Origin of the sequence: Fodinicola acaciae (assembly GCF_010993745.1) — a bacterium.
GTDB classification, from domain to species: Bacteria; Actinomycetota; Actinomycetes; order Mycobacteriales; family HKI-0501; genus Fodinicola; species Fodinicola acaciae.
Window position 1 is genome coordinate 2,056,010 of sequence record NZ_WOTN01000002.1, and the last position, 24,307, is coordinate 2,080,316.

24 protein-coding genes are annotated in these 24,307 nt (G+C 66.2%); 7 read left to right on the forward strand and 17 right to left on the reverse strand.

What is annotated here, in order from left to right; all coding sequences use genetic code 11:
- The first annotated feature begins 21 nt into the window (after positions 1-21).
- A complete protein-coding gene (solA, locus tag GNX95_RS24975) occupies positions 22-1,140 on the forward strand; it encodes an N-methyl-L-tryptophan oxidase (RefSeq protein ID WP_163510210.1) in 1,119 nt (372 codons plus the stop codon).
- Complete coding sequence (locus GNX95_RS24980; protein WP_163509803.1) at positions 1,137-2,252, forward strand: aromatic ring-hydroxylating oxygenase subunit alpha; 1,116 nt, start codon at positions 1,137-1,139, stop codon at positions 2,250-2,252. Before solA ends, GNX95_RS24980 begins: the two co-directional genes overlap by 4 nt.
- A gap of 422 nt (positions 2,253-2,674) precedes the next feature.
- Here the strand turns inward: GNX95_RS24980 and GNX95_RS24985 are convergent, their stop codons facing one another.
- The 4 genes from GNX95_RS24985 to GNX95_RS24995 all read right to left on the reverse strand — a co-directional run bounded on the left by GNX95_RS24985 (position 2,675) and on the right by GNX95_RS24995 (position 5,723).
- Positions 2,675-4,021 (reverse strand): HNH endonuclease signature motif containing protein, encoded by a 1,347-nt coding sequence (locus GNX95_RS24985; protein ID WP_343034961.1) that lies wholly within the window; start codon positions 4,019-4,021, stop codon positions 2,675-2,677.
- 114 nt (positions 4,022-4,135) lie between these two features.
- Positions 4,136-4,390, reverse strand: coding sequence for a hypothetical protein (locus GNX95_RS42615; protein WP_222853866.1), 255 nt, complete (start codon positions 4,388-4,390; stop codon positions 4,136-4,138).
- Positions 4,384-4,698: a transposase gene (locus GNX95_RS44410; protein ID WP_222853867.1), complete on the reverse strand. Its 315-nt coding sequence runs from the start codon at positions 4,696-4,698 to the stop codon at positions 4,384-4,386. The genes GNX95_RS42615 and GNX95_RS44410 overlap by 7 nt, the downstream gene beginning before the upstream one ends.
- A gap of 128 nt (positions 4,699-4,826) precedes the next feature.
- Entirely contained in the window at positions 4,827-5,723 is an 897-nt protein-coding gene (locus tag GNX95_RS24995) for a polysaccharide deacetylase family protein (RefSeq protein ID WP_163509805.1), read from the reverse strand.
- A gap of 383 nt (positions 5,724-6,106) precedes the next feature.
- On the opposite strand from GNX95_RS24995, the gene GNX95_RS25000 reads away from it, so the two are divergent.
- On the forward strand, positions 6,107-7,021 hold the full coding sequence (locus GNX95_RS25000) for a bacteriocin fulvocin C-related protein (RefSeq protein ID WP_163509806.1): 915 nt from the start codon (positions 6,107-6,109) through the stop codon (positions 7,019-7,021).
- Positions 7,022-7,030: 9 nt separating this feature from the next.
- Positions 7,031-7,957 carry a dihydrodipicolinate synthase family protein gene (locus GNX95_RS25005; RefSeq protein WP_163509807.1) on the forward strand — a complete coding sequence of 309 codons (927 nt, stop codon included), beginning with the start codon at positions 7,031-7,033 and terminating at the stop codon, positions 7,955-7,957.
- Here the strand turns inward: GNX95_RS25005 and GNX95_RS25010 are convergent.
- Positions 7,952-8,491, reverse strand: a complete 540-nt coding sequence (locus tag GNX95_RS25010) for a DinB family protein (protein WP_246281723.1) — start codon at positions 8,489-8,491, stop codon at positions 7,952-7,954. The genes GNX95_RS25005 and GNX95_RS25010 overlap by 6 nt on opposite strands.
- A 31-nt stretch (positions 8,492-8,522) precedes the next feature.
- Between GNX95_RS25010 and GNX95_RS25015 the strand changes: the two genes are divergently transcribed.
- Together GNX95_RS25015 and GNX95_RS25020 are read left to right on the forward strand one after the other, a co-directional pair.
- On the forward strand, positions 8,523-9,506 hold the full coding sequence (locus GNX95_RS25015) for a lactonase family protein (RefSeq protein WP_163509808.1): 984 nt from the start codon (positions 8,523-8,525) through the stop codon (positions 9,504-9,506).
- A 91-nt stretch (positions 9,507-9,597) separates the two neighbouring features.
- Positions 9,598-10,662, forward strand: a complete 1,065-nt coding sequence (locus tag GNX95_RS25020) for a lactonase family protein (RefSeq protein ID WP_163509809.1) — start codon at positions 9,598-9,600, stop codon at positions 10,660-10,662.
- Here GNX95_RS25020 and otsB read toward each other — a convergent pair.
- The 3 genes from otsB to GNX95_RS25035 all read right to left on the reverse strand — a co-directional run bounded on the left by otsB (position 10,648) and on the right by GNX95_RS25035 (position 13,380).
- Positions 10,648-11,385 carry a trehalose-phosphatase gene (gene otsB, locus GNX95_RS25025; RefSeq protein ID WP_163509810.1) on the reverse strand — a complete coding sequence of 246 codons (738 nt, stop codon included), beginning with the start codon at positions 11,383-11,385 and terminating at the stop codon, positions 10,648-10,650. The genes GNX95_RS25020 and otsB overlap by 15 nt on opposite strands.
- A complete protein-coding gene (locus GNX95_RS25030) occupies positions 11,382-12,809 on the reverse strand; it encodes an alpha,alpha-trehalose-phosphate synthase (UDP-forming) (RefSeq protein ID WP_163509811.1) in 1,428 nt (475 codons plus the stop codon). The genes otsB and GNX95_RS25030 overlap by 4 nt, the downstream gene beginning before the upstream one ends.
- A 127-nt stretch (positions 12,810-12,936) precedes the next feature.
- Complete coding sequence (locus tag GNX95_RS25035; RefSeq protein ID WP_222853868.1) at positions 12,937-13,380, reverse strand: GNAT family N-acetyltransferase; 444 nt, start codon at positions 13,378-13,380, stop codon at positions 12,937-12,939.
- A gap of 123 nt (positions 13,381-13,503) precedes the next feature.
- Between GNX95_RS25035 and ettA the strand changes: the two genes are divergently transcribed.
- Positions 13,504-15,186 (forward strand): energy-dependent translational throttle protein EttA, encoded by a 1,683-nt coding sequence (ettA, locus tag GNX95_RS25040; protein ID WP_163509813.1) that lies wholly within the window; start codon positions 13,504-13,506, stop codon positions 15,184-15,186.
- Positions 15,187-15,282: 96 nt separating this feature from the next.
- On the opposite strand, the gene GNX95_RS25045 is transcribed toward ettA, so the two are convergent.
- The 9 genes from GNX95_RS25045 to GNX95_RS25085 form a co-directional block, all read right to left on the reverse strand.
- On the reverse strand, positions 15,283-15,438 hold the full coding sequence (locus GNX95_RS25045; protein WP_163509814.1) for a hypothetical protein: 156 nt from the start codon (positions 15,436-15,438) through the stop codon (positions 15,283-15,285).
- A 17-nt stretch (positions 15,439-15,455) separates the two neighbouring features.
- Entirely contained in the window at positions 15,456-16,685 is a 1,230-nt protein-coding gene (locus tag GNX95_RS25050; protein WP_222853869.1) for an RNA polymerase sigma factor, read from the reverse strand.
- Positions 16,686-16,756: 71 nt separating this feature from the next.
- Positions 16,757-17,092 (reverse strand): YciI family protein, encoded by a 336-nt coding sequence (locus tag GNX95_RS25055; protein ID WP_163509815.1) that lies wholly within the window; start codon positions 17,090-17,092, stop codon positions 16,757-16,759.
- Between the two features lie 3 nt (positions 17,093-17,095).
- Positions 17,096-17,443: a YciI family protein gene (locus GNX95_RS25060; protein ID WP_163509816.1), complete on the reverse strand. Its 348-nt coding sequence runs from the start codon at positions 17,441-17,443 to the stop codon at positions 17,096-17,098.
- Between the two features lie 661 nt (positions 17,444-18,104).
- The gene (locus GNX95_RS25065; RefSeq protein WP_222853946.1) at positions 18,105-19,490 is read right to left on the reverse strand and encodes a GH1 family beta-glucosidase; all 1,386 of its coding nucleotides are present in this window, start codon (positions 19,488-19,490) and stop codon (positions 18,105-18,107) included.
- A gap of 23 nt (positions 19,491-19,513) precedes the next feature.
- Positions 19,514-20,353 carry a carbohydrate ABC transporter permease gene (locus GNX95_RS25070; protein ID WP_163509818.1) on the reverse strand — a complete coding sequence of 280 codons (840 nt, stop codon included), beginning with the start codon at positions 20,351-20,353 and terminating at the stop codon, positions 19,514-19,516.
- Complete coding sequence (locus GNX95_RS25075; RefSeq protein ID WP_163509819.1) at positions 20,346-21,341, reverse strand: carbohydrate ABC transporter permease; 996 nt, start codon at positions 21,339-21,341, stop codon at positions 20,346-20,348. Before GNX95_RS25075 ends, GNX95_RS25070 begins: the two co-directional genes overlap by 8 nt.
- Positions 21,341-22,651, reverse strand: coding sequence for an ABC transporter substrate-binding protein (locus GNX95_RS25080; protein ID WP_163509820.1), 1,311 nt, complete (start codon positions 22,649-22,651; stop codon positions 21,341-21,343). Before GNX95_RS25080 ends, GNX95_RS25075 begins: the two co-directional genes overlap by 1 nt.
- A 211-nt stretch (positions 22,652-22,862) precedes the next feature.
- On the reverse strand, positions 22,863-23,876 hold the full coding sequence (locus GNX95_RS25085; RefSeq protein ID WP_163509821.1) for a LacI family DNA-binding transcriptional regulator: 1,014 nt from the start codon (positions 23,874-23,876) through the stop codon (positions 22,863-22,865).
- Positions 23,877-24,307: the final 431 nt, after the last annotated feature.

Below are 24,307 nucleotides of genomic sequence, written 5' to 3' on the forward strand. Positions count from 1 at the left end.
ATCGTCATCGGTCTCGGCGGCATGGGAAGCTCGGCCGCCTGTCAGTTGGCGCGCCGCGGCCAACGCGTGCTCGGCCTGGAAAGGTTTGGCCCGGCGCACAACCGCGGCTCCAGCCACGGCGGCTCGCGGATCACCAGGCAGGCGTATTTCGAGGATCCAGCGTATGTGCCGCTGCTGATCCGTGCCACCGAGATGTGGGACGCGATCGAGCGCGACGCCGGCCGGCGGATCCTCTATCTCAGCGGTGGCCTGATGATCGGCCGGCCGGACAGCCTCACGGTCGCCGGCAGCCGGCGCAGCGCCGAGGAATGGGACCTGCCGCACGAGATCCTCGACGCCGCCGAGATCCGCCGGCGGTTTCCGACCATGCGGCCGGAAGCCGACGACATCGCCTTGTACGAGCGCAATGCCGGTCTGGTGGTGCCGGAGGCCAGCGTGGCCGCACACCTCGCACTGGCCGACCGAGCCGGTGCCGATCTGCGCTTCGAGGAGCCGGTGCTTTCCTGGCGGGCCAACGAATCCGGCTCCGGCGTGCGGGTGCTGACGGCGGACGGCGCGTACTCGGCCGAACGATTGGTGATCTGTCCGGGCGCCTGGGCATCGGAGGTGTTGGCAGACCTGCGCATTCCGTTCCGGGTCGAGCGGCAGGTGCAGTTTTGGTTCCAGCCGCGTGGCGGCATCGAGCCGTTCCTGGCCGACCGGCATCCGATCTTCGTCTGGGAAGCGCCTGGCGGACGGCAGTTCTACGGATTCGGCGCGCATCACGCCGATCAGCGCGGCGTGAAGATCGCGTTTTTCCGCGGTGGCCAGACCTGCACGGTCGAGACGATCGACCGTGACGTACATCCGGAGGAGATCGCCGACATGGCGGCGTTCGCCGGCCATCGCGTCCCCGACCTGCCCGGTGAGTTTCTGCGTGCCGCCACGTGCATGTACACCAACACGCCGGACGAGCATTTCGTCATCGCACCGCATCCGGCGCATCCACAGGTCGTAGTGGCGTGCGGATTTTCCGGCCACGGCTTCAAGTTCGTACCGGTCGTCGGCGAGATCGTGGCCGACCTGAGCATCGACGGCACCACTCGCCATCCGATCGCGCTGTTCGACCCCGCGCGCCTGAGAGGCCAACTCGTATCATGACGACGACCCCGCTGCCGGTCAGCCTGCGCGCCACGCTGCCGGGCAACTTTTACACCGATCCGCGGATTTTCGCCGCCGAGCAGGAGAAAGTCTTCGAGAGCCTGTGGTTTTGCGTCGTACGCTCGGCAGACCTGGCCCAGCCGGGTGACTTCCAGACCGTGCAGGTCGGCCGCGAGAGCGTCCTGATCGCCCGCGGCAGAGATGGTGTGTTGCGTGCGTTTCTCAACATCTGCCGGCATCGCGGCGCGCGGATCTGCACGCAGGAATCAGGCGCGGTCAAGCGGTCGTTCCAATGTCCTTACCACGCCTGGACGTACGGCCTGGACGGTCGGCTGGTCGCCGCACCGAATCTCACCGGCATGCCGGACATCGACCGGCGGGAGTTCGGCCTGCGGCCGGTGCAGACCTACGAGTGGCTCGGCTATCTATGGGTCTGTCTCGCGCCGGCACCGCCGTCCTTCAGCGAGACCGTGATCGACGCGGTCACCGCGCGGCTCGGCTCGGCCGATGTGGTCGCCAGCTATCGGATGGACCGGCTCGCGCTCGGGCAGCGGATCCGTTACGACGTACGCGCCAATTGGAAGCTGATCGTCGAAAACTTCATGGAGTGCTATCACTGCGCCACCATCCATCCGGAGCTCACCGAGGTGCTGCCGGAGTTTGCCAATGGTTATGCGGCGCAGTCTTACGTCGGCCACGGCGCCGAGTTCGGTCCGGAGGTCGACGGCTTCACGGTCGACGGCAGTCCCGGTTTCGGTGTGCTGGAAGGGGTCGCGCGGGCGCAGGACCGACGCTATTACGCGGCGACCGTACGGCCGCAGGTGTTTCTCAACCTGGTGCCCGATCACGTGATCCTGCATCGCATGTTTCCGCTCGCGGTGGACCGTACGGCAGTCGAGTGCGACTGGCTGTTCGCGGCCGACGTGGTGGCGTCGGGGGTCGACGTTTCGCGGTCGGTTGAGCTTTTCCATCGCGTCAATGAGCAGGATTTCGCGGCATGTGAGCGATGTCAGCCAGGGATGTCGTCGCGAGCCTACGCCGCCGGTGGCGTACTCGTGCCGACCGAGCACCACATCGCGGAGTTCCACGAGTGGATCCGCGGCCTGGTCTAGCCTGGGAATTGCGCCGCGTCATCGACGAACGCTAGGGCATTTTCCAAACCTTCGGCGTGGCTTTCGGGCATGCTGGGTTGATGGTGTCTCAGCGAGGAGTTTGCGGATGAGTCGTGGGTCTTGTTGGAGCCGTTTTCCGAGGTGAAGGGAATCGGTTGGCCGACCCTGCATATGCGGCGGGTGGTGGACGGGATCGCGTGGCGGTTCCGAACTGGGGCGGCCTGACGACCACGTTCCACGCCACGGCCGACCCATGCAGCGATCGTTGGGGCTGGTGGTCATCGGCGGACACGCCGCGGACCCGCGCCTCGCGCACGTTTTAGTACGGACCGCGGTCAGCAGGAACGCAAACCTCGCAACGATCACCGCTCTCCCGGTGAAAGATCGAGCTGGTGTTTGGTTCCGAATCCACCTGTTCTGTTCTAGTTGAACAGGTGGTAGGTATTTCGTAGCGGCTTTTGCTCGAAGTCCACGTACTGCGGTGGAATGAATTCCGGCGCGCCGTCGACGATCTGGACTTGCCAGTCGCCGTGGTGGATCTGCCGGTGGTCGGCCTCGCACAGCAGCACGCAATTGTCGATGGAGGTTTCACCTCCGTCGGCCCAATGGGTCACGTGGTGGGCTTTCGTCCAGCGTACGGGTCGGGTGCAGCCGATCATCGCGCAGCCGCGGTCGCGGGCGATCAACGCTTTGCGCAGTTCATCGGTGACCAGCCGTTCGGTGCGGCCGACGTCCAATGCTTCGCTTTGGGTGCCGAGCACCAGGGGCGTGATGTCGCAGTCGCACGCGAGCCTTCTGGCGGCTTCGGGGCTGAGGACGGTGTTTTCGTACGCGCGGACCTGCCCGAGCTTGTCCCTGAGCATCTCCCAGGACAGCGTGATCGTCAGGTGCGGACGCTCGCGGCCCTGGATCGGCAGCTTCTCACTGTCGGCGATCAGATTCAGCGCATCGGCCAACGCATCACCATTGCGCTCAGCAGCCGAGCGGCGGTCTTTGGTTTTGCCCTTGTTGTCCGTGCGTGGCTTGGCCAGCGGCGAGAGGATTTCCTGCATCAGGCTGCCCGTCTCGGCATCAAAACTGCCGCGGAACGCCAATCGGCCGTCGGTGCCGGTGCGCAAATACAGCTCGCGGCGCGGCGTGGCGTTCTCTTCCTCGGACGGCATGGTTCCATCCGGGTCGAGGTGGCCGTGGACGCGGTTGCCGAGCTGGTGCAACTCACGCGCACGCAACTGGGACGCCGCGTCGACCAACGTTTTCTCGGCGAACCGCCGGTCCTCGATCCCGATCCGACGCGGCAACTTGCTGATAATCGTCCGGATCGCGTCCAACTGCGAGTCGGCCAGCTCGCCACGCCGCATGGCATCACCGGCGTATTCCAACTGCGGCGCCAACTTCTCACCGGCGGCCAGCGCACGGCTGCCGCAGAACGCCCGAGCGCGCTGCACGCACCGACTCGCCTCGGTAGGGGAGAACTTCAGGAAATCCTCCAAGAACGCCGCGGTGTCGCCGTGTCCGAACTTCGTCGCGATCGTCTGGTCATCGGCGGCCTTCACCACCGCCAGAAGCGCGGCTTTGGCCGTACGCACCGCCTGCTCCGCACACCGCAACGCGGCCGCGAACTCCTCCTTACCCGACAGCAACGACGGATCACCCGCCAGCCGAAAAGGAGGACTGGTCATGCCACCAATAATACCAAACCGACCGACAAACCCGGGCCACGAGGGTCGCGCGTTTCCGTTGCTGTGCAAGGTAAGTTGCAGCGCGCGCATTAGACCGCAGGAGGCGCTACTACTACGGCCTCATCATAAAACATAATGCCGAGAGGATGGGCACCCCCAGGACACGATGACGATCGCGACGGTTCCGTTAGGGCCTGTTTCAAGTCATAGCCACTCGTTGATGGTCGCTATGTGGACGGTTGCCTCGTAGCGAACGGCGAGTTTGTCATAGCGAGTGGCGACGGCGCGGTTGCGTTTGAGTCGGTTGATGCCGCATTCCGCCGCGTGACGTTGCTTGTAGATTTCGGGATCGAAGGCCGGAGCTGGGCCACCAGCGCGACCTTTGGCTTGGCGATGCCGGATCTGATCGACCTGTTCCGGAATTGTGCAGCGAATGCCGCGACCGAGGAGAGTCACCACGCTGACCTGCCGTGACGACCAGGGAGAGCGGTCTTTGTGCTTGCTCGGTGGCCAGATGCAACTTGGTTGTCCAGCCGCCTCGCGCCCCCCAGCGCGTGGTCATCCGGTTCCGCTTCCCCCACCCTGACATCCCAGCTGATCAGCCCGGCGGCATCGGCATCGGCCTGCAACCGGCACAGGATGCCAGCCCAAACCCCGGCTCGTTGCCGACGGCGAAACAGTCCGTAGATCGCTCGCCATGACCCGTAAACCGGTGGAACGTCTCGCCACGGCACACCCCGCGCGCCCGCCACCGCTACGGTGGCCACGAGGTCTCCGGCACATCACGATCTTCTTCGTCGTTGATCGATCTACCGGAGACCTCACCTACCGGACCAACAACACGCCGACACAACCCTCACCAGAATCTCCGCTGGCCAGCACTTTGAAACACGCTCTACTGCAGATAGTCCTCCAGCAGAGCCGGCGTCAGGCCGGCCTCCTTGACCAGCTTGAGCACGGTCGCGTACGACTCGACGAAGTCGTTCTGGAAATGCATCAGGATGATGTCGCCGGGCTCGAGCGTGTGGCTCCGGCGGTGTGGATATCCGATCGTCCTGCGGTCGTGGACGCTCACGGTCCACAGCACCAGATAGTGCACCTTGCAGTCGGACATGGCGGTCAGCGTGTCGGCGTTGAACATGCCGTACGGTGGCCGGAACAGCTGCGGCCGGTGGCCGAAGGCCTTCTGGAAGCGCGGCTGCGGGCCGCAGATTTCCCTGCGCTGGCCGGTCAGGCCGCGCCGCGGCATCAGCGGGTGGAACTCGGTGTGGTTTTCCATCCGCGCGCCGAGTCGTTGCATTCCTCGGAAATACGGCGTCTCGCAACGCTGCACCGTGCCGACCAGGAACACCGTCACCGGCACTTTCGCCTTGCGCAGCAAGGCGTCCGTACGCGGGTCGCGGTCGCTGCCGTCGTCGATGGTCAGGAACACCACTTTTTGCCTGGTGGGGATCCGGTCGACGACGATCGCCGAGCCGGGCCGGCGCGGTGGCCGGCCGAGGCCGAGCCACGACGTGGTGCCGTGCACTTCCTGGACGTCCGGCCGGGGCGGCGGCGGAAACGACGGTACGTCCGGAATGCGGGTGTATCGCGGTGTCCTGCCGGTCGGATCGTAGACCCGGCACTCCGCCGCGTCCTTCGGACGGATCGGCGCGACATGCGGCTCCACGACGTGTACGTTTGGCATGCCGCGACCGGCGATGGCCCTCGGGCGGGGTGGTGGTGTCGCGCAGGCCGCGGTGATCGCACAGATGCTCGCCACGACAACCAGAACCACTCGGCTCTTGGCCACCTCGCTGCCTCCCCGTCCCCGCTGCGCACCGCTCCTATTCTCTCGACGTTTGCGGACCCCATCCGGACACCGTCGTTATCCAATCGTTATGTGGACGAGAAGAGGGTGTGATCGCTGTCACATCGGCGCGCGATCAGTTTAGCGCTCAAATATGTTACTGGAAGCGTGAGCGGTTGGACCGCAATCGGTCAACTCTTCTGATGACTGTCATTGACTACGAGGAAAAATCGCGGCCTTCGGTAAGAAACCCTTGAACTTGGCGTGCGAGTTGTGCATGATGCCGGAATTGCCGACTCCGACTTTGTTGAGGGATTGTGATGGCAGCTCGGTGGATGGTTGCTTTCGACGCGTCCTGCTCGACGTGCCGAGAGATTTCGCAGGCGGTGGAACGAGCGAGCGCCGGACGGCTCGAGGTCGTGCCGCTCGGTCGCGCCGACGTGACGGCCTGGCGCCAGCAGGCGCTCGGGCCGGACCCGGTGTGGGCTCCGACGCTCATCCGGCTCGACGAGGACGTACGTGCGTGGACCGGTCCGCGGATGGCGTTGCCGTTGGTGCGGCGCCTCGGACCACGGGCGTCGATGCGCGTGCTGAGCGCGCTCGGAGAGCTGCGCCGGCCAGACAAGCCGTCGAAGAATTCGTTGACACGCGGCCAGTTCCTGCGGCTCGGCGGCGGCGCCGCGGTCGCCGCCGGTGTGCTGCTGACCAGCAGCTCGCCGGCTCTGGGCGCCGATCGGCAGCGGTCGCAGGCGCGCGAGTGGGTCGCCGCCAATGCTGGAAAGCTGCCGCAGAGATACGACGAGGTGGTGGCGCACGCTCCGGCTTATCGGCGTGCCATCTACGAAGCGTCGTCTCCAGCCGTACGCAGCCAGCTGTGGGTCGAGCAGCTGACCAGACAGCGCGGCGCGCATCTGTCGGCGGCGCAGCGCGACCTGCTCGACAAGGTTTTGGCGCTGGCCACCGACGAGGCGACGTTCAGCGACGACCCGGCCACCCGATCAGCCGCGCGGCCGCGGATCGACGCCCTGCGTGACACCGCGAAGCAGGTTTTCGAGCGCGACCAGGTGCATGCGATGTTCGTCTCGCTCGGACCGGCGCTCCAGCCGGGAGTGGTCGCGCCGGAGGCCTGCGATGTCTGCGAGTGCTCGACCGAGGACGACTGGTGTTCCAAGCCGGCGCGTTACTGCCGTGAGATCACCTGTTCGCGCGAATGCGACCAGCCACACGGCTGCCATTGCTTCAGTCTGTGCGGATTCCTTTACTCGTACGAGTGCAACGGCTATTGCGAGATCGTCACCTAAGATGGCTGGGTGCGACCGCTCACCGTTGACAAGCTGACCGGCACCTGGGCCACGCTGCTGCTGGCGCTCGACGACGATGACCGGATTTCCTGGCCACGCATGGAAAAGCAGCTTGCCGCGTTGGTGTCGGCCGGCGTGGACGGCATCTACACCAACGGGTCGAGCGGGGAGTTCTGGAGCCAGACCGAAGACGAGTTCGGCCGGCTGACCGAGCTGGCGGCCAGCGCCGGCGTGCCGTTCCAGATCGGTGCGGCACATCCGAGTCCACAGATCGCCCTTGAGCGCGTACGCAGAGCCGCCGCCTACGCGCCAGGTGCGATCCAGGTGGTCCTGCCTGACTGGTTTCCACCCAACGACAACGAAATCCGGAGCCATCTGCGTCGCCTCGCGGACGCGGCGGGGAGCGTGCCGCTGGTGCTTTACCACCCACCACACGCGAAACGCGTCCTCGGTGCCGACGACTATGCCTGGCTGCTCGACGCCGTGCCGGAAATCGTCGGCATCAAGGTCGGCGACGGCGACCGGTCCTGGTACGCCGGCATGCGCGAGGTCAGCGGTCGAGTCGCGATGTTCGTGCCCGGCCACCACCTCGCCACCGGATACGCGCACGGCGCGGCCGGCGCGTATTCCAACGTCGCCTGCCTGCATCCGGTCGCGGCCGTGCGGTGGTGGCGGCAGATCGTCGGCGGCGACGGCGTTGCCATGCAGACCGAGCGCCGGCTGCGCGGGTTTCTCGACGGCACGGTCGCGGAATTACGCACCAAGTCCGGATATTGCAATGCGGCGCTGGACAAACTGCTCGCCGCGCTCGGTGGCTGGTCGCCGGTCGGTACGCGGATGAGGTGGCCATACGACGGCGTCCCGGGGGACGTCGTACGCGCGTTGCGGCCTGTCGCCCATGACGTCCTGCCGGATTTCGTGCCAGGCGTCTCATAGACCGGTCGCGCCGTCGATGCGTTCGCGCAGCAGGTCGGCATGTCCGTTGTGCCTCGCGTATTCCTCGATCAGGTGCACGATGACCCAGCGCAGCGACACCTTGCCACGCCAGGAATCCACGCCGGTGACGTCGAGATCCGCGGCGTTTTCCACGAAATCCTCCGCGAAGGCGATCTCCTCGCGCCAGGCGGCCCATGCCTCGGCGGCGACTTCCGGTGTGGCGCCGTCGAAATCGCCGTCCGGCTCGTCGTCGGAGGAGAAACGGGGTGCGGCGTCCTCTCCGGCGAGGACCTGACGAAACCACCGGCGTTCCACGTCGGCCAGGTGGCGAACGAGACCCAGCAACGAAAGCGCGGACGGCGCCACGGATCTGGTCGCCAGCTCCGCGCCGAGCCCGGCGCATTTCAGCTCCAGCGTCTGCCGTTGCGCGCGCAGGAAGTCGGCGAGCATCGCTCGCTCGTCGCCGGTCGTACGCGTGCCGGCTCGCGGATCGGCGTTCTCGTCGACGAACAGCTCCACGCGTCGGTCGGCCACCTGACAACCCTAACCGGGATAGCATCCCGGCATGACGGATTTTCTCTACGTGGGGTCCTACGCCGGTGCCATCACCACGGTCACGCCCGGCCTCGGCGTCGTCGCGACGACGGAAAGCCCCGGATCGCCGTCGTTCCTGGCGATCCATCCGGCCGGCCACGCGCTCTATGCCATTGACGAGAGCGACGACGGCAGCGTGACCGCTTTCCGGGCAAACGCCGACGGCACGCTGACAAAGCTCAACACCGAGCCGGCGGAAGGTTCGACGACCGCACACCTGACCGTCGATCCGTCCGGCAAACATCTGTTGACCGTCAACTACGGCTCCGGCAGCGTCATCGTCCATCCGATCAACGACGACGGCAGTCTGGGCAAGCGTACGGATCTCGTGCGGCACCAAGGAGAAGGTCCGGACAAGTCACGGCAGGAGGGGCCACACGCCCACGTCGTACGTTTCGCGCCGAGCGGCGGCTACGCGTTGGTGGCCGACCTCGGCACCGACGAGGTCGTCGCGTACGCGCTCGACGGTGGCCGGCTGGTCCGTCAAGCGGTTAACAACCTCCAGCCAGGAGTCGGTCCCCGGCACCTGGTTTTCGGCCGGGACAACAGGGTTTACCTGGTCGGCGAGCTCGACTCGACAATCCGCACCTATCGCGATGACAATGGTCAGCTGACCGAGCTGGACGCGCGGCCGGCGAGCAAGGAACAAAACGGCGTTCGCAACTATCCGTCCGAGATCGCGCTGTCCGATGACGGCCAGTTTTGCTATGTGGCCAACCGGGGTTACGACGTCATCTCCGCATTCGACGTGAGCACGGGCATTCCGCGGCCGCTCGCCGATGTGTCGATCGGTGGTGCCTGGCCGCGGCACCTGGCGACCGCGGCGGACCAGCTGTGGGTCGCCAACCAGAATTCCGACAACCTACGCCGATTCCAGTTGGACAGGTTCGGAATTCCACGGCAGACAGGAGAATCGCTGCAGCTCACCGCACCAGCCTGCATAGTGCGAAAATAGCGGCAGGTATTGTCCAGATGCGGCCAGTGACTCGCCGGCCTTCGCGTTATCCGTTTAGGTAGCTCTCAGTCGAGACTGGGGAGAGAACGCGATGACCGATCGCCGGGGTTTTCTGAAGTTGGCCGGAGCGACCGCGGCCACGGCCAGCGTCGGGTTGCCGACCGCCGCCGCGGCGAGCCGCGCGCCGCAGTGCCTGCTCTACATCGGCTCGTACGCGCACGCGATCACCACGGTCGGCAGCGAGGACCTCGGGACCGTCAGCGAGGCGACCGGCCTGGCCGCGCCGTCATATCTGGCCGACCACCCCAACGGCCGGTTCGTCTATGCCGTCGACGAGCAGGAAGCCGGCACGGTCACCGGATTTGCCAAGGGCCGCACCGGAAAGCTCAGCCAGCTCAACACCCAGCCGGTGAACGGCAAGGGCCCGGCGCAGTTGACCGTCGACCCGACCGGCCGATACGTGGTGACCGCCAACTACGGCTCTGGCAGCGTCTCGGTCAACCCGCTCAACGCCGACGGTACGGTCGGCGCGGTCACCGATGTCGTGCAGCACCAGGGCGCGTCGCCGCACGCGCACATGGTGCGATTCGCGCCAAGCGGCCGGTTCGCGCTGGTCGCCGATCTGGGCACCGACGAGATTTTCGCTTACCAGCTGAGAAACGGCAAGCTGGTGCAGACCGCGGTGACGAAGGTGCCGACCGGCACCGGTCCGCGGCACTTCCGGTTCGCGCCGCACGACACCGTCTATCTGGTCGGCGAGTCCGACTCCACCCTGCGTACGTACACCTACGACCAGCGGACCGGCGCGCTCACCGAGCGAAACGTGCAGCCGGCGACCAAGGAGACCTACAGCGATCGCAACTATCCCTCGGAAATCGCGCTGTCGCCGGACAACGCGTTCGCCTACGTCGCAAACCGCGGCGGTGACGTGATCACCACCTTCGACGTGCGCGGCGCGACGCCGAAGGTGCTCGCCGACGTGAGCGTGCACGGCCACTGGCCGCGGCATTTCGCCGTGACCGGCAACCGCATCTGGGTCGCCAACCAACTTTCCAACAACCTGGTCGAATTCAGCCGCGATCCGCGCACCGGTCTGCCGACTTTCAGCACGCAGCGCGACCTGACGACGCCGTCGTTCGTCCTACCGGCCCGCTGACCGCAGGGCCAACAGCTCCTCGAAAAACGCGGCCATCGCTTCCGGATCCTCGACGCGGAGCGAGGCGGCGGTCTCGCCGGGGCCGACCTTGACCCCGAGATCGCCGTCTCGCAGGGCGCGAAACGCGCGCTCGTCGGTGACATCGTCGCCGGCGTAGAGCACCGCGGTGGCTGACAAGGCATCGCGCAGTTGGTTGACCGCGATGCCCTTGCTGACCTCCACAACGGCCAGCTCGATCACGCATTTTCCCTCGGTCACGAAGATCCCCGGCTCGGTGGCCGGACCCGAGCGCACCTCCTCCAGCACCGCCGAGGCGATGTCCGGAGCGGCGTTGCGCACGTGTACGGCCGCGCCGATCGGCTTCGGCTCGATGGCGACACCGGGACGCGCGCCGACCAGATGTTCCAGTGTGGCGGCGAGTTTCACCGCCGCCGGCCGTACGGCCTCCATGTCCATGGTGTTGTCGGTGGTCTCGGCGCCGTGCGAACCGACCAGATGCCACTCGTCGGGCGGTGACAGCAGCCGCCTAAGCACCTCCAGTGAACGGCCGGAGACGACCGCGATTTCAGTGTCTGGCAACGAACCCAGCGCGCGCAGCGCCTCGACGGAGGCAGGCAGTGCACGCGCGGCGGCCGGTACGGACACGATCGGCGCGAGCACACCGTCGAAATCGGTGGCCACCAACAGCTTTGCCGTACGCGCGAGCTCGGCCAGCCCGGTCATCGGTCCGACTTTCGCAGCGAGTCCAGGAAAGACGCCGCCCAGTGGTTCACGTCGTGGTTGGTGACGTGCCGGCGCATCGCACGCATCCGCCGGGCCCCCTCCGCCGGGTCCTGGTTCAGCGCGGCCACGATCGTCTCCTTCAGATGCGTGATGTCATGCGGATTGACCTGGTAGGCCTGGCGAAGCTCGGCGGCCGCGCCGGTGAACTCGCTGAGCACCAGCGCGCCACCGTGGTCGGTACGCGCCGCCACGTATTCCTTGGCGACCAGGTTCATGCCGTCACGCAACGGCGTCACCAGCATCACGTCGGCGACCCGGTAGAGCGCGCACAGCTCGTCGCGGCCGTATGACTGGTGCAGATACTGCACGGCCGGATGGCCGAGTTTGCCGAAATCTCCGTTGATCCGGCCGACCTGCAGCTCGATCCGGTTGCGCAGCGCCTTGTAATGCTCGACGCGTTCGCGCGACGGCGTGGCGACCTGGATCATCACCGAGTCCGGCACGGTGATCGAGCCGTCCTCCAGCAGCTCGCGATATGCCTGCAGCCGCGTGCCGATGCCTTTGGTGTAGTCGAGCCGGTCGACGCCGAGCAGCACGTGCTTCGGTTCGCCGAGCTCGGCATAGAGTTCTTTGGCCCGCTGGATGACATCCGGCGAGCTGGACAGCGCCGCCATGCCGCGGGTGTCAATGGAGATCGGAAAAGCCTCGGCGCGTACGGTCCGGCTGCCGCCGTTTCCGTCCGACACCTCGACCGTGCGGCCGTGTGGTTGTAGGCCGCAAAGCTGGCGCGCCAACCGTAAGAAGTTGGCCGCGCCGCCGGGTAACTGAAAGCCGATCAGGTCGGCGCCGAGCAGGCCTTCGACGATCCGGGTCCGCCACGGCAGCTGCATGAACAGCTCGGTCGGCGGAAACGGGATGTGCAGGAAAAACCCGATCCGCAGGTCGGGCCGCTGGGCCCGCAACATCGCCGGCACCAACTGCAGCTGGTAGTCCTGGATCCACACGAACGCCTCCGGGCCGGCCACTTTCGCCGCCGCGTCGGCGAACCGCCGGTTGACCGTGACGTACGTGTCCCACCAGGAGCGGTGAAACTCCGGCGGAGCCACCGCGTCGTGATACAGCGGCCACAGCGTCGCGTTGGAGAAACCCTCGTAATAGCGCGCGACTTCCTTGCTCGTGAGCGACACCGCGTGCAGATGCATGCCTTCGCTCTCGAACGGGTCAGGTGCCGCGTCGACGTCGCCGGACCAGCCGATCCACGCGCCGTCGCGGCTTTTCATGATCGGCTCCAGCGCGGTCACCAGACCGCCCGGACTGCGCCGCCATTCCACCCGACCGTCCGGATGATTCACCCGGTCCACCGGCAGACGGTTGGCTACGACAACGAAATCGCGATCGGAACTGCCTGCTGTGCTTGTCCCCAACCGAAAGCCTCCCTTAGCGGGTACGCATGCACCCCCCACCCGGATTCCCGGTTCGTCTCAAGTCAAACTTTAACCTAACGGCCGTACGGCAAGACGGCGTTCATCGAGAACGTCACTGTGTGACGGATTACAGAATGCGCTCGTAACAGACGCTTTGCGGATTTCCGGCGTACGGCCCGAATGCCTCGATCCGGTCATAGCCGCTGCGTTCGTAGAGCGTAATGGCCTCCGGCTGCTCCGTGCCGGTCTCCAGCCGCGCCACCTTCTTGCCGCGGCCACGTGCGGCCTGTTCCAAAGCTGCCAGCACGGCGCGGCCGGCGCCCCGTCCGCGTTGCTTCGGCACGACGTACATCCGCTTGATCTCGACGGCGTCGCCGTCCAGGTCGCGCAGCGCGCCACAGCCGACCGGCTCGCCGGTGAACGCGTCGGAAACAAGCAGGAACACCGAGATGTTGTCAGCGGTGGGGTGGTCGCCCGGCTCGGGGTTGTCGGGGTAGCGCGCGGCCAGCTCGGCCTCCTGGTCGGAGCGCAGCCGTACGCCCACCGGGTCGTCCCACGCCACAGGCTTCACGCTCCATCGCACTACTCCACGTTACCTGGCGAGCCGAGCGTGGGTAGGTCACCGCGATGACCACTCCAGGCACCCTCTGGGACAATGACAGCTGACGTAAGCGAATGCGGAGGATCCACTTCAGTGGCTCAGTACATCTACACCATGCGCAAGGTGCGCAAGGCACACGGCGACAAGGTCATCCTCGACGACGTGACGCTGGCTTTCCTGCCGGGCGCCAAAATCGGCGTGGTCGGTCCCAACGGCGCCGGCAAGTCCAGCGTGCTGAAGATCATGGCCGGCCTCGACCAGCCGTCCAACGGCGACGCGCAGCTGGCGCCGGGGTCGACGGTCGGCCTGCTGGCGCAGGAGCCGCCGCTGACCGAGGACAAAAACGTACGCGAGAACGTCGAGGAGGCGGTCGCCGAGCTGCGCGGCTGGCTGACCCGCTTCGAAGAGGTCTCCAACGCGATGGCCGACCCGGACGCCGACTTCGACGCCCTGATGGCCGAGCAGGGCGAGCTGATGGAGAAGATCGAGGCGCACGACGGTTGGGAGCTGGACAGCCGTCTTGAGCAGGCGATGGACGCGCTGCGCTGTCCGCCCGGCGACGCGGACGTACGCGTGCTCTCCGGCGGCGAGCGGCGCAGGGTCGCGCTCTGCAAGCTGCTGCTGCAGCAGCCTGACCTGCTGCTTCTGGACGAGCCGACCAACCACCTGGACGCCGAGTCGGTGCAGTGGCTGGAGCAGCACCTGGCCAAATATCCGGGCACCATCCTGGCCGTCACGCACGACCGCTACTTCCTGGACAACGTGGCCGGCTGGATCATGGAGCTCGACCGCGGCCACGCCATCGGCTACGAGGGCAACTACACGACGTATCTGGAGAAGAAGCGCGAGCGGATGGCCGTGCAGGGCCGCAAGGACGCCAAGACGGCGAAGCGGCTGGCCGAGGAGCTGGAGTGGGTACGCTCCAACCCCAAGGCGCGGCAGACCAAGAGCAAGGCCCGGCTGCAGCGCTACGAGGAGATGGCGGCCGAGGCGGAGAAGACCCGCAAGCTGGACTTCGAGGAGATCCAGATCCCGCCGGGCCCGCGGCTGGGCAACGTGGTCGTCGAGGTGTCCCACCTGGACAAGGGCTTTGACGGCCGCGCGCTGATCAAGGACCTGTCGTTTTCGTTGCCGCGTAACGGCATCGTCGGGGTGATCGGTCCCAACGGCGTCGGCAAGACCACGCTGTTCAAGACGATCGTCGGCCTGGAGCAGCCCGACTCCGGCACCGTACGCGTCGGCGACACCGTCCAGCTGTCCTATGTGGACCAGACGCGCGCCGGCATCGACCCGGACAAGAACGTCTGGCAGGTGGTCTCCGAGGAACTGGACTTCATCCAGGTGGGCAAGGTCGAGATGCCGTCCCGTGCGTATGTGTCGGCCTTCGGTTTCAAGGGTCCCGACCAGCAGAAGCCGGCCGGCGTGCTGTCCGGCGGTGAGCGCAACCGGCTCAACCTGGCGCTGACCCTCAAGCAGGGCGGCAACCTGATCCTGCTGGACGAGCCGACCAACGACCTGGACGTGGAGACCCTGTCCAGCCTGGAAAACGCGCTGCTGGAGTTTCCCGGCTGTGCGGTGATCACCTCGCACGACCGGTGGTTCCTGGACCGGGTGGCGACGCACATCCTGGCCTGGGAGGGCGACGACGCCGACCCGGCGAAGTGGTTCTGGTTCGAGGGCAACTTCGACGCGTACGAGAAGAACAAGATCGAACGGCTCGGACCGGAGGCCGCGCGGCCGCACTCGGTGACCTACCGCCGCCTGACGCGCGACTAGGGCCTGTCTCCATATTCGGCGGGGCGATAGCCGAGCCCAAACGGCACCCGACGTTTGGATCTCGACTCTCATCCCCCCGGAATATGGAGACAGGCCCTAACGAAACCAGGTCCTGACGTGTAGGCCGGGGATCCAGCCGAGGTAGCCGGCGACACCGCAGGCACAGCAGCAGAAGACGACCAGCACGGCGGCGACGATGCCGATGATCAGGCCGACGTTGGTCTTCTTCTGCGGTGGCGGACCGTATGCCATGACTCTCCGATGCAGCGCTAAAACGTTGACCGGACAGACATTAGCCGCTCGCGGAGAAACGCCGCCTCCGCCTCGGCCGGTTCCAGTGCCAGCGCGGCCTCGTACGCCTGCGCCGCCTCGGTCAGCCGGCCGAGGCGGCGCAGGAAGTCGGCCCGGGTGGCCGGCAGGTAGTGATAGCGGCTCAGCCGCGGGTCATCGGCCAGGGTGTCGAGGTCGGCGAGCGCCGCCTCCGGTCCACGTACGTAGGACACGGCGACCGTACGGTTCAGCGCGACCACCGGGCTCGGCCACGCGGCGAGCAGCCGGTCGTAGCCGGCCAGGATCGCCCTCCAGTCGGTCTCCTCGGCCGTACGCGCCGAGTGCGCGGCCGCGATCGAGGCCTGGATCAGAAACCGGCCAGGAGCCGTGACGCGCCGCGCGGCGCGCTCCAGCAGCTGGCCACCCTGCTCGATCGCGGTCCAGTCCCACCGCGACCGGTCCTGGTCCGGCAGCAGCACGAGCCGGCCGTCGGCGTCCGTACGCGCGTCCCGCCGTGCGTCGGTGAGCAGCAGCAACGCCAGCAGCCCGAGCACTTCCGGCTCGTCCGGCATCAACGCCGCCAGCACCCTCGCCAGGTCGAGCGCGCGTTCGACCAGGTCAGGCCGCACCGGCGCGACGTGGCCGGTGGTGAAGACCAGGTGGACGACCGACAGCACGCCGTCGAGCCGGTCCGGCAGATCATGATCGGCCGGCACGCGGTAGGGGATGCCGGCGGCGGCGATCTTCTTCTTCGCACGCGTCACGCGCGCGGCCATCGTCGGCTCGCTGACCAGGAACGCGCGCGCGATCTCGGCCGTCGTCAGTCCGCACACCATCCGCAGCGTCAGCGCGACGCGTGCCTCGGCGGCCAGCGCCGGGTGGCAGCAGGTGAACACCAACCGCAGCCGGTCGTCGAAGTCGACCGCCACCGCGTCCACCTCCTCCTCTGGCCCGTCGTCGCTCGCGAGCAGCGGCAACCGCCGGCGGATGGTGTCCTCCTGCCGCAGCCGATCGATGACCTTGCGCCGCGCGGCCTGGCTCAGCCAGGCGACCGGATTGTCCGGAACGCCGCGATCCGGCCAGGTACGTAGCGCCGACACGAACGCCTCCTGGCAGGCCTCCTCGGCCAGGTGCAGGTCGCCGTTGGCGATCCGCGCGGCCGCGGCCAACACGCGTCCCCAGCTCTGCCGGTGGACGGCGTCGACCGCGGCCCGTACGTCCAACGTCACGAAAGCTCCGGGATCGGCCGCACCTCGACGCAGCGATCGCTGTAGTGCAGCAAAGCGTACTTGCCCATGGCTCAGCCTGTCGCGATGACCGGCCGCACTTCGACGACCGTCTCGGGGACCTGCTTCGCCAGTGCGAGCGCCTGCTCCAGGTCGGCGGCCTCGATCACGTAGAACGCGCCGAGCTGCTCCTTGGTCTCCGCGAACGGTCCGTCGGTGACCAGCGTGTGGTCGCGTACGGTCCGCGCTTGCGGGGTCGAGGTGAGCGCTTCGCCGCCGACGATGCTGGCGCCGGCCGCGGCCACCGCCTCGGCGAACGCCGCGTGCTGGGCCATCGACGCCTCCCAGTTCTCCGGCGTGTCCTCCCAGTCGGCTTCGACGCCGTACAACAGAAACACGTATTTCGACATCGGTCAGCCTCCTTGAACGACGGGACGGATTTCGATGGCCGGCTCGGGCAGCAGCTTGGCCAGCCGGATAACCTGGTCGAGGTCGGTGGCCTCCACCACGTAGTAGCCGCCGAGCTGCTCCTTGGTCTCGGCGAACGGACCGTCGGTGATCGTGTCGTCGGCGTCCGTACGCTTGCGGATGGTGGTCGCCGCCTCCGTACCGGTCAGCTCGACGCCGTTGAGGATCTTCGCGCCGGTCGCGGCGACCTCGCGGACGAACGCGGCGTGCCGCGCCTGCAGCTCGTCCCGCTGGATCGCCTTGCCGACCCAGTCGTCCTCCGGCACGAAGAGCAGCAGCGTGTACGTCGTCATCGGTTCTCCTGTCTGTCGGTGGATCGTCTCATCCACCTGGACGTGAGTCCCGCGCCGAAATCGACACACGCGCGAGGCGATTTTACTGAGCCGGCGTTCATCTGAGCCCGGCTCGCTGCGTAATACTTGTTTAACAAGATATCAAAACGGACATCTGTTGCAGGTTAGCGGCCACAACAGCATCACCAGCCTCAGTAGTCCCACCTGTCACAGCCTCTAGTGATCGCGGCGCCGTGAAAGCCTCGTTTCTTGCATCCAGCGCTAGTAACTCGACATCCACACCATCCGCCAACTTCGCAATCCAGACATTTAGCGCTCCACATGCCTTCGTATCCCACATACTGGACCCTCACGCCACAGACCGGGACGTCATCGCACCTCCGGCGCCCTAGCCACAAACCGGACCACACCACAAACAAACCGCACTCGCGGCACCCAACCCAACCAGCAGCGAAACCCCGCGCGCCCCTCCCTTGAGGTCGCCCGCCGCGAAGGCGCTACCACCCCCCAAAACGCAACATTCATGGAAACCCCCCAAACCCAACAATCATCGAACCCCCGCCAAACGGAACAATCATCGAACCCTCAACCCCGCCAAACGCAACAACCAGAAACCCACCCCCCTCGAGCGCGCGTACGAAGTCGCTCTCTCGCGAGCTCCTTACCCCTCGTTGGAATCCCCGCGGCGAGTGACGAGCTTCTTGTACCAGTAGTAGCTGGACTTCGGAATGCGTTGCTGCGTCTGGTAGTCCACATAGACCAAACCGAAGCGCTTGGTGTAGCCGTAACCCCATTCGAAGTTGTCCATCAACGACCACGCGATGTAGCCGCGTACGTCGACGTCTTCGTCGATCGCCTGCCGTACGGCGCGCAGATGGCTGTCGAAATAGGCGATCCGCTCCGGGTCGTCGACCTTGCCGTCGACCACGGTGTCGACGTACGCGCAGCCGTTTTCGGTGATATAGACCGGGGGCAGCTGCGGATAGGAGTCGCGCAACCAGACCAGCAGCCGGCGCAGGCCGTCGGCCTCGACCGGCCATCCCATGGCCGTACGGCCGAGCGTCGCCGGCGGGTTGTCCACGACACCGATGTCAGTGGCGACGCGGAAAGTCACATCGCCGTCGACGGTGGGCGCGTTTTTCGCGTACGTCGGCGCGTAGTTGTTCAGGCCGAGGAAGTCCAGCGGCTGGTGCACGATGTCCAGGTCGCCGGCCTTGCGGAAGGAGAAGTCGCTGATCGGCGACCACAGCTCGGCCTCGCCGGACGGCCACCGGCCGGCCAGGATCGGATCGGAGAAGACCCGGTTCTGCAACAGATCCGAGCGTTGCGCGGCGGCCACGTCGGCCGGATCGTCGGTCGCCGGTGTCACGTGCGCCATGTTCAGCGTGATGCCAAACTTCTCGTCGCCGTACTGTTGCGCCCGCATCGCCTTGACCGCCAGGCCATGGCCGAGCAGCAGGTGGTGGGCGGCAGCGAGAGCGCCGTGGCCTTCGGTCGCGCCGGGCGCGTGCCGGCCCTCGGAATAGCCGATGAACGCGGAACAAAACGGCTCGTTGAGCGTCGTCCACATGGGGACGCGGTCGGCCAGCGCACTGTGCACGATCGCCGCGTATTCGGCAAAGCGTTCGGCGGTGTCGCGTACGCGCCAGCCGCCGGCGTCTTCCAGCGCCTGGGGGAGATCCCAGTGATACAGCGTGAGAAACGGGGTGATGCCGGCGTCGCCGAGCTCGTCGACCAACCGCTGGTAGAAGTCCAGTCCCTCGACGTTGGCCGGGCCCTTGCCGTCTGGCTGGATGCGCGGCCAGGCAACGGAAAACCGGTAGGCGGCGACACCGAGGTCGGTCATCAGGCCGATGTCGTCGCGATAGCGGTGGAAGTGGTCGCAGGCCACGTCGCCGGTGTCGCCGTGCGCGGTCCTGCCTGGCGTGTGCGAGAAGGTGTCCCAGATCGACGGTCCGCGGCCGCTCTCGCCGACGGCGCCTTCTATCTGGTACGCCGCCGTCGACGTACCCCACACGAACCCTTCCGGAAACGCCGGAAAGTCCACAGTAGACAACCAATTCCCCTTCACTATTTCACCGCACCAGCGGTCAGGCCTTGGACCAGGTAACGCTGCATCAGCAGGAATCCGACCACCACCGGGATGCTGACGACGATCGACGCGGCCATCACCTGATTCCAGTAGACGCCGACGTAGTTGGAATACTCGGCGAGGCCGACCGCCAGCGTACGCGAGCTGTCGTCGACCAGCACCGACGCGAAAAGCGACTCGCTCCACGACGTCATGAAGGAATAGATGAGCACCGCGACGATGCCGGGTTTCGCCGCTGGCACGATGATCGACAGCAACGCGCGCACCGGGCTGGCCCCGTCGACCAGCGCCGCCTCGTCCAGGCCACGCGGGATCGAGTTGAAATAGCCGACGAGCATCCAGATGGAGAACGGCAGTGTGAACGTCAGGTAGGTGATGATCAGGCCGGACAGGTTGCCGACCAGCTTGATGCCGGTGACCTGGCCGATGTTGACATAGATCAGATAGAGCGGCAGCAGGAACAGGATGCCGGGGAACATCTGGGTGGACAGCACGGTCATCCGGAACAGTTCGCGGCCGCGGAAGGAATAGCGGCTGATCGCGTACGCGGCGAAAACTGCCAGCGTCACCGACGCGATGCTGGAGATGCTGGCGACCAGCACGCTGTTGATGAAATAGCGGGCCAGCGGCACCGTCGACCAGATGTCCACGAACGGCCGGAAAGTGATCGTGGTGGGGATCCACTTGAAGTCGTTCTGTACGTCCCCAAGCGGTTTGATCGACGTCGAGATCATCACGTACAGCGGGACCAGCGTGAAGATCGTCAGGGCGGCCAGGCCGACCGCGCGTACGATCTTGAAGGACAGCGACTCACGCATCGTGTGTCCTCCTCGAGGTCACGAACAGATATCCGACCGTGACCACCAGCAGGAACAGCAGCATCAGCACCGACATCGCCGAGCCGAGGCCGAAGTTCCAGGTGATGAACGACGACTGTCTGATGTGGATGGTCACCAGGTCGGCGCTGGCCGGTGGTGAGTCGGCGAACAACGTGTATGGCACGTTGAAGTCGTTGAACGTCCACAGGAACAGCACCAGGATCAGCACCTGGTCGACCGGCTTGAGCATCGGCAGCGTCAGCCGGCGAAACTGCTGCCACATGCCGGCGCCGTCGACCGACGCGGCCTCGTAGATGTCGGTCGGGATCGACTGCATGCCGGCCATCAGGGTCAGCAGCGCGAACGGCCACAGCCGCCAGACCGCCACGATCGCGGTGCTGACGAACGCGTTGTTTCCGAGCAGCCAGAAGGTTTTGCCGTCGGACAGGTGCAGCGAGGACAGGACGTGGTTGACCATGCCGGTGTCCTGGCTCAGCATGAACTTCCAGACGATCACCGACGCGAAGACCGGAAGCGCGTACGGCACCAGGAAAATCGTCCGCAGGATCGCCCGGCCGCGAAAGCTGCGTTGCAGCAGCGTCGCGCCGAAGATGCCGAGCAGCCAGCTCAGCGACACCACGACGACGCTGAACAGGATCGTGACGCCGACCGAACGCAGCAGGCCGGCGCCGATCGCGGAGTTGAAGTTGACCGAGAACGCGTAGTTGTCGAAGCCGGCGAACGGCGCCTGCAGCCAGTGGCGCAGATAAAACGCGTTGAGCTTGAGAAAACTGATCGCGACACCGGTCAGCATCGGGATCACGTGCACCAGCAGCTCGAAAAGCAGGGCCGGCGCGAGCAGCAGATACGGCAGTGCGCGGCTGCTCAGCGGACGGCGACGCCGCCGGACCTTTTCGGGTCCGGGCGGCGCCGCCTCATCAGCTGGAGGCAGCCCTCCAGACTGCGCGGCCGTTGACAGGCTGGTCATCAGCCGCCGCTCGTCAACTTCTGCTGCGCCGCGGTCAGTGCGGCCTTCACGTCGGCCTCACTGGCGATCTTTCCGGTCGCCTGTTGAGCAACCAGGTCTTTCAGCGCGGCACCGACCGTGGTCTCGAACTGGCTTTCGTTGACGACCATCGGCATCGTCTTGGACGAATTCCGCAGTACGTCCACGAAAACCTTCTTCGTCGGCGTCTGGAAGGCGGGGTCGGAGGTGGCCGCGCCGACCACCGGAAGCGAGCCGAACTGCTTGTTCAGGTCGACCTGCACGGCCGGACTGGTCATGTAGTTGATGAACTTCAGCGCGGCCTCGGTGTTCTTCTCCTTGAACGCCGAGATGTTGATGCCGGCGACGAAGCTGGTGATCTTGCGGCCGCCGGGCGGCAGCGGGTTCTCGATCGGCAGCGGTACGACGCCGTAGTCACTTTCCTTCATGCCACCGGCGGCGATCGAGGCCGTGGTGCCGGTCTGCTGCATGATCATCGCGGCCTTGCCACTGGTGAAGTCGGCGACAGCGTCCTGACCCTGGCCGTGCTCCGCGGAGCTCGGGATGGAGATTTTGTCGGCGCCGAGCCAGTCCAGGTAACGCTTCACGCCTTTTACATTCTGCGGGGTGGCGAAGGTGGCCTTGCCGGACGCGTCGAAATAGTCGCTGCCGTACTGCTGGCCGAGGATGTACGCGAAGTGCACGTTTTCGGTGTAGCTGGCGCCGGCGAAGGACACGCCGTACTCGCCCTTGGCCGGGTTGGTGAGTTTCTTGGCGTCCGCCACGAACTCGGTCCAGCTGGTCGGCGGGTTGGCGATGCCGGCGTCGGCGAACTTCTTTTTGTTGTAGAACAAGCCGTACGACAGGCCGTACAACGGCACCGAGGTCGGCGCCTTGCCGGCCGCTCCGGTGGAGCTGAGGCTGGTGGCCAGGAACTTCTCCTTGCCGCCGACCTTCTTGAAGGTGGCGCTGTCGAAGTCGACGAACGCGCCGGTCGCCTGCAGCGACGCCGACCAGGTGTTGCCGATGTTGACCACGTCCGGTCCGTCGCCGGAGGTGGTGGCGGTGGTGATCCGGTCGAGCAGGTGATCCCAGGCGATCACCTCGAGGTTGACCTTGATGCCGGTCTGCTTGGTGAACGCCGCCAGCCGCGGAGTCAGGATTTCCTTGTCCTTTTGCAGGCTGGGGGCCTGGTTGCTGGCCCAGTAGGTGATCGTGTTGGCGTCCGAACCGCTGCCGCCGGACGAGCAGGCCGCCAGGCCGCTCGCCGCTAGCAGGGCCGCCGAGAGGAACGCGAGGGCTTTCTTGCGCACGGTCGACTCCTTCGGTGCCGGGCCTTGGGGGAGGTGGCCCGGTGGAAGTTTGCATGGCGAGCTGTCAGCCAGCCGGCATCAATTAACCGGTTCAGCTCGCGGGTCATGTTAGCTGAGTCACGGCCTTCGTGGGAACCGTTCGGTGGACTAATTTTATTGTGCGGATGATGAGGAAATCGCCGAAAACTACGCGGTTTGTCGGGTGTTCTCGTTACGCAGAAGGATCGGTGCTTCTACGCACGGTGAGTCGCGGTGGTTCCAGCCAGCGGTCAGCGGCCGTCCCGTGCTCGATCCGGTCGATCAGCAGCGCGGCGGCCTCGCTCGCCTCGGCGGTGATGTCGTGTGTGAACGCGGTGACGGCCGGATGGACCAGCTCGCACAGCGGCGAGTCGTCCCACGCCAGCACGGCAAGATCGGTCGGCACACGTACGCCTTCGTTGGTCAGCGTCGCGACCGAGGCGACCGCCATGATGTCGTTGTCGTACACGATCGCGGTCGGCGGCGCGGGGTTGGCGAGCAGCGCCTTGGTCGCGCGTACACCTTCGGCCGCGGTGTAGTCGGTCTCCACCTGCGGCTGCTCGGTCCCAAGGATCTTCTTTGTGGCGTCGGCAAAATATCGCTGGCGGCGGACGACGTGCTCCAGTGTGTGCGGACCCGAGATGCGCGCGATCCGCTTGTGCCCAAGATCGGCAAGGTGGCCGACCGCGCGGAACATGGCATCCTGGTAGTTGACGCGCGTGCAGGAAATCCCGGCGTACGCCCGCTGGGCGCCGATGATCACCGCCGGCGCTCCGGCCTTGCGTATCCACCGCGGCCGCGGGTCGTCCATCCGCATGTCGAACAGCAACATGCCATCCACCCGCCGGCCGCCCCACCAGCGCCGATAGAGCTCCAGCTCGCGAGCCGGGTCGGAGACGACCGTCAGCAGCAACGCCATGCCCCGCTCGGCCAGGGTCTTCTCGACGCCGGCCATCATGCGCATAAAATACGGTTCGGTGGCCACCAACTCCGGCTGCCGCACCGCGATCAGCCCGATCGCCTCGGCCCGATCGCTGGACAACGCACGCGCCGCGCTGCTCGGGATCCACCCCATATCCTCGGCGATGCCCAGAATCCGCGCCCGCGTCTCCACCGACACCCCGGGCCGACCATTCAGCGCGTACGACACCGCACCTTTGGACACCCCGGCAGCACGCGCGATATCCAGGATCGTCGGCCGCTTCATCGCCACCCTCTTCAGCAGTTCTGTCGAACGGTAACTTAACCGCTTAAGTCCGGTTCGGCAACGATGGTGCGGTGGTGGTTTGAGTGTAGGTGGCTCGAGGGGGGGTTGGGTTTTGGTTGTTGCGTTTTTTGGGGGCGGGTTTCTGGTTGTTGGGGGTGGGAGTGGTTGGGTCTTCTTGATTGTTGCGTTGGGTGGATGGTTGGGTTTTCCTGAGTGTCGCGTTTGGGGGTGGTGCGCCTGCGCGGCGGGCGCTCCTGCGCGGAGGGCGACCTCAAGGGGAGGGGCGCGCGGGGTTTGGCTGTTGGTTGGGTTGGGTGCGGCGTGTGCGGTTGGTCTGTGGGTGGGTCCGGTTTGTCCGTTCTCGCCGACGAGGGAGAACGGACAAACCGGACCGGGAGTGTGGCTGGGGCACCGGAGGCCTGATGGCGTCC

Coding starts and splice junctions, on each gene's coding strand:
- GNX95_RS25060 (WP_163509816.1), bottom strand. CDS start 17,443: ATGACGACGTACACGCTGCTGCTCTTCGTGCCGGAGGACGACTGGGTC.
- GNX95_RS25020 (WP_163509809.1), top strand. CDS start 9,598: ATGACCGATCGCCGGGGTTTTCTGAAGTTGGCCGGAGCGACCGCGGCC.
- GNX95_RS25070 (WP_163509818.1), bottom strand. CDS start 20,353: ATGCGTGAGTCGCTGTCCTTCAAGATCGTACGCGCGGTCGGCCTGGCC.
- otsB (WP_163509810.1), bottom strand. CDS start 11,385: ATGACCGGGCTGGCCGAGCTCGCGCGTACGGCAAAGCTGTTGGTGGCC.
- GNX95_RS25015 (WP_163509808.1), top strand. CDS start 8,523: ATGACGGATTTTCTCTACGTGGGGTCCTACGCCGGTGCCATCACCACG.
- solA (WP_163510210.1), top strand. CDS start 22: ATGGGAAGCTCGGCCGCCTGTCAGTTGGCGCGCCGCGGCCAACGCGTG.
- GNX95_RS25055 (WP_163509815.1), bottom strand. CDS start 17,092: ATGTCGAAATACGTGTTTCTGTTGTACGGCGTCGAAGCCGACTGGGAG.
- GNX95_RS25075 (WP_163509819.1), bottom strand. CDS start 21,341: ATGACCAGCCTGTCAACGGCCGCGCAGTCTGGAGGGCTGCCTCCAGCT.
- GNX95_RS25045 (WP_163509814.1), bottom strand. CDS start 15,438: ATGGCATACGGTCCGCCACCGCAGAAGAAGACCAACGTCGGCCTGATC.
- GNX95_RS24980 (WP_163509803.1), top strand. CDS start 1,137: ATGACGACGACCCCGCTGCCGGTCAGCCTGCGCGCCACGCTGCCGGGC.
- GNX95_RS25085 (WP_163509821.1), bottom strand. CDS start 23,876: ATGAAGCGGCCGACGATCCTGGATATCGCGCGTGCTGCCGGGGTGTCC.
- GNX95_RS24985 (WP_343034961.1), bottom strand. CDS start 4,021: ATGCGCGCGCTGCAACTTACCTTGCACAGCAACGGAAACGCGCGACCC.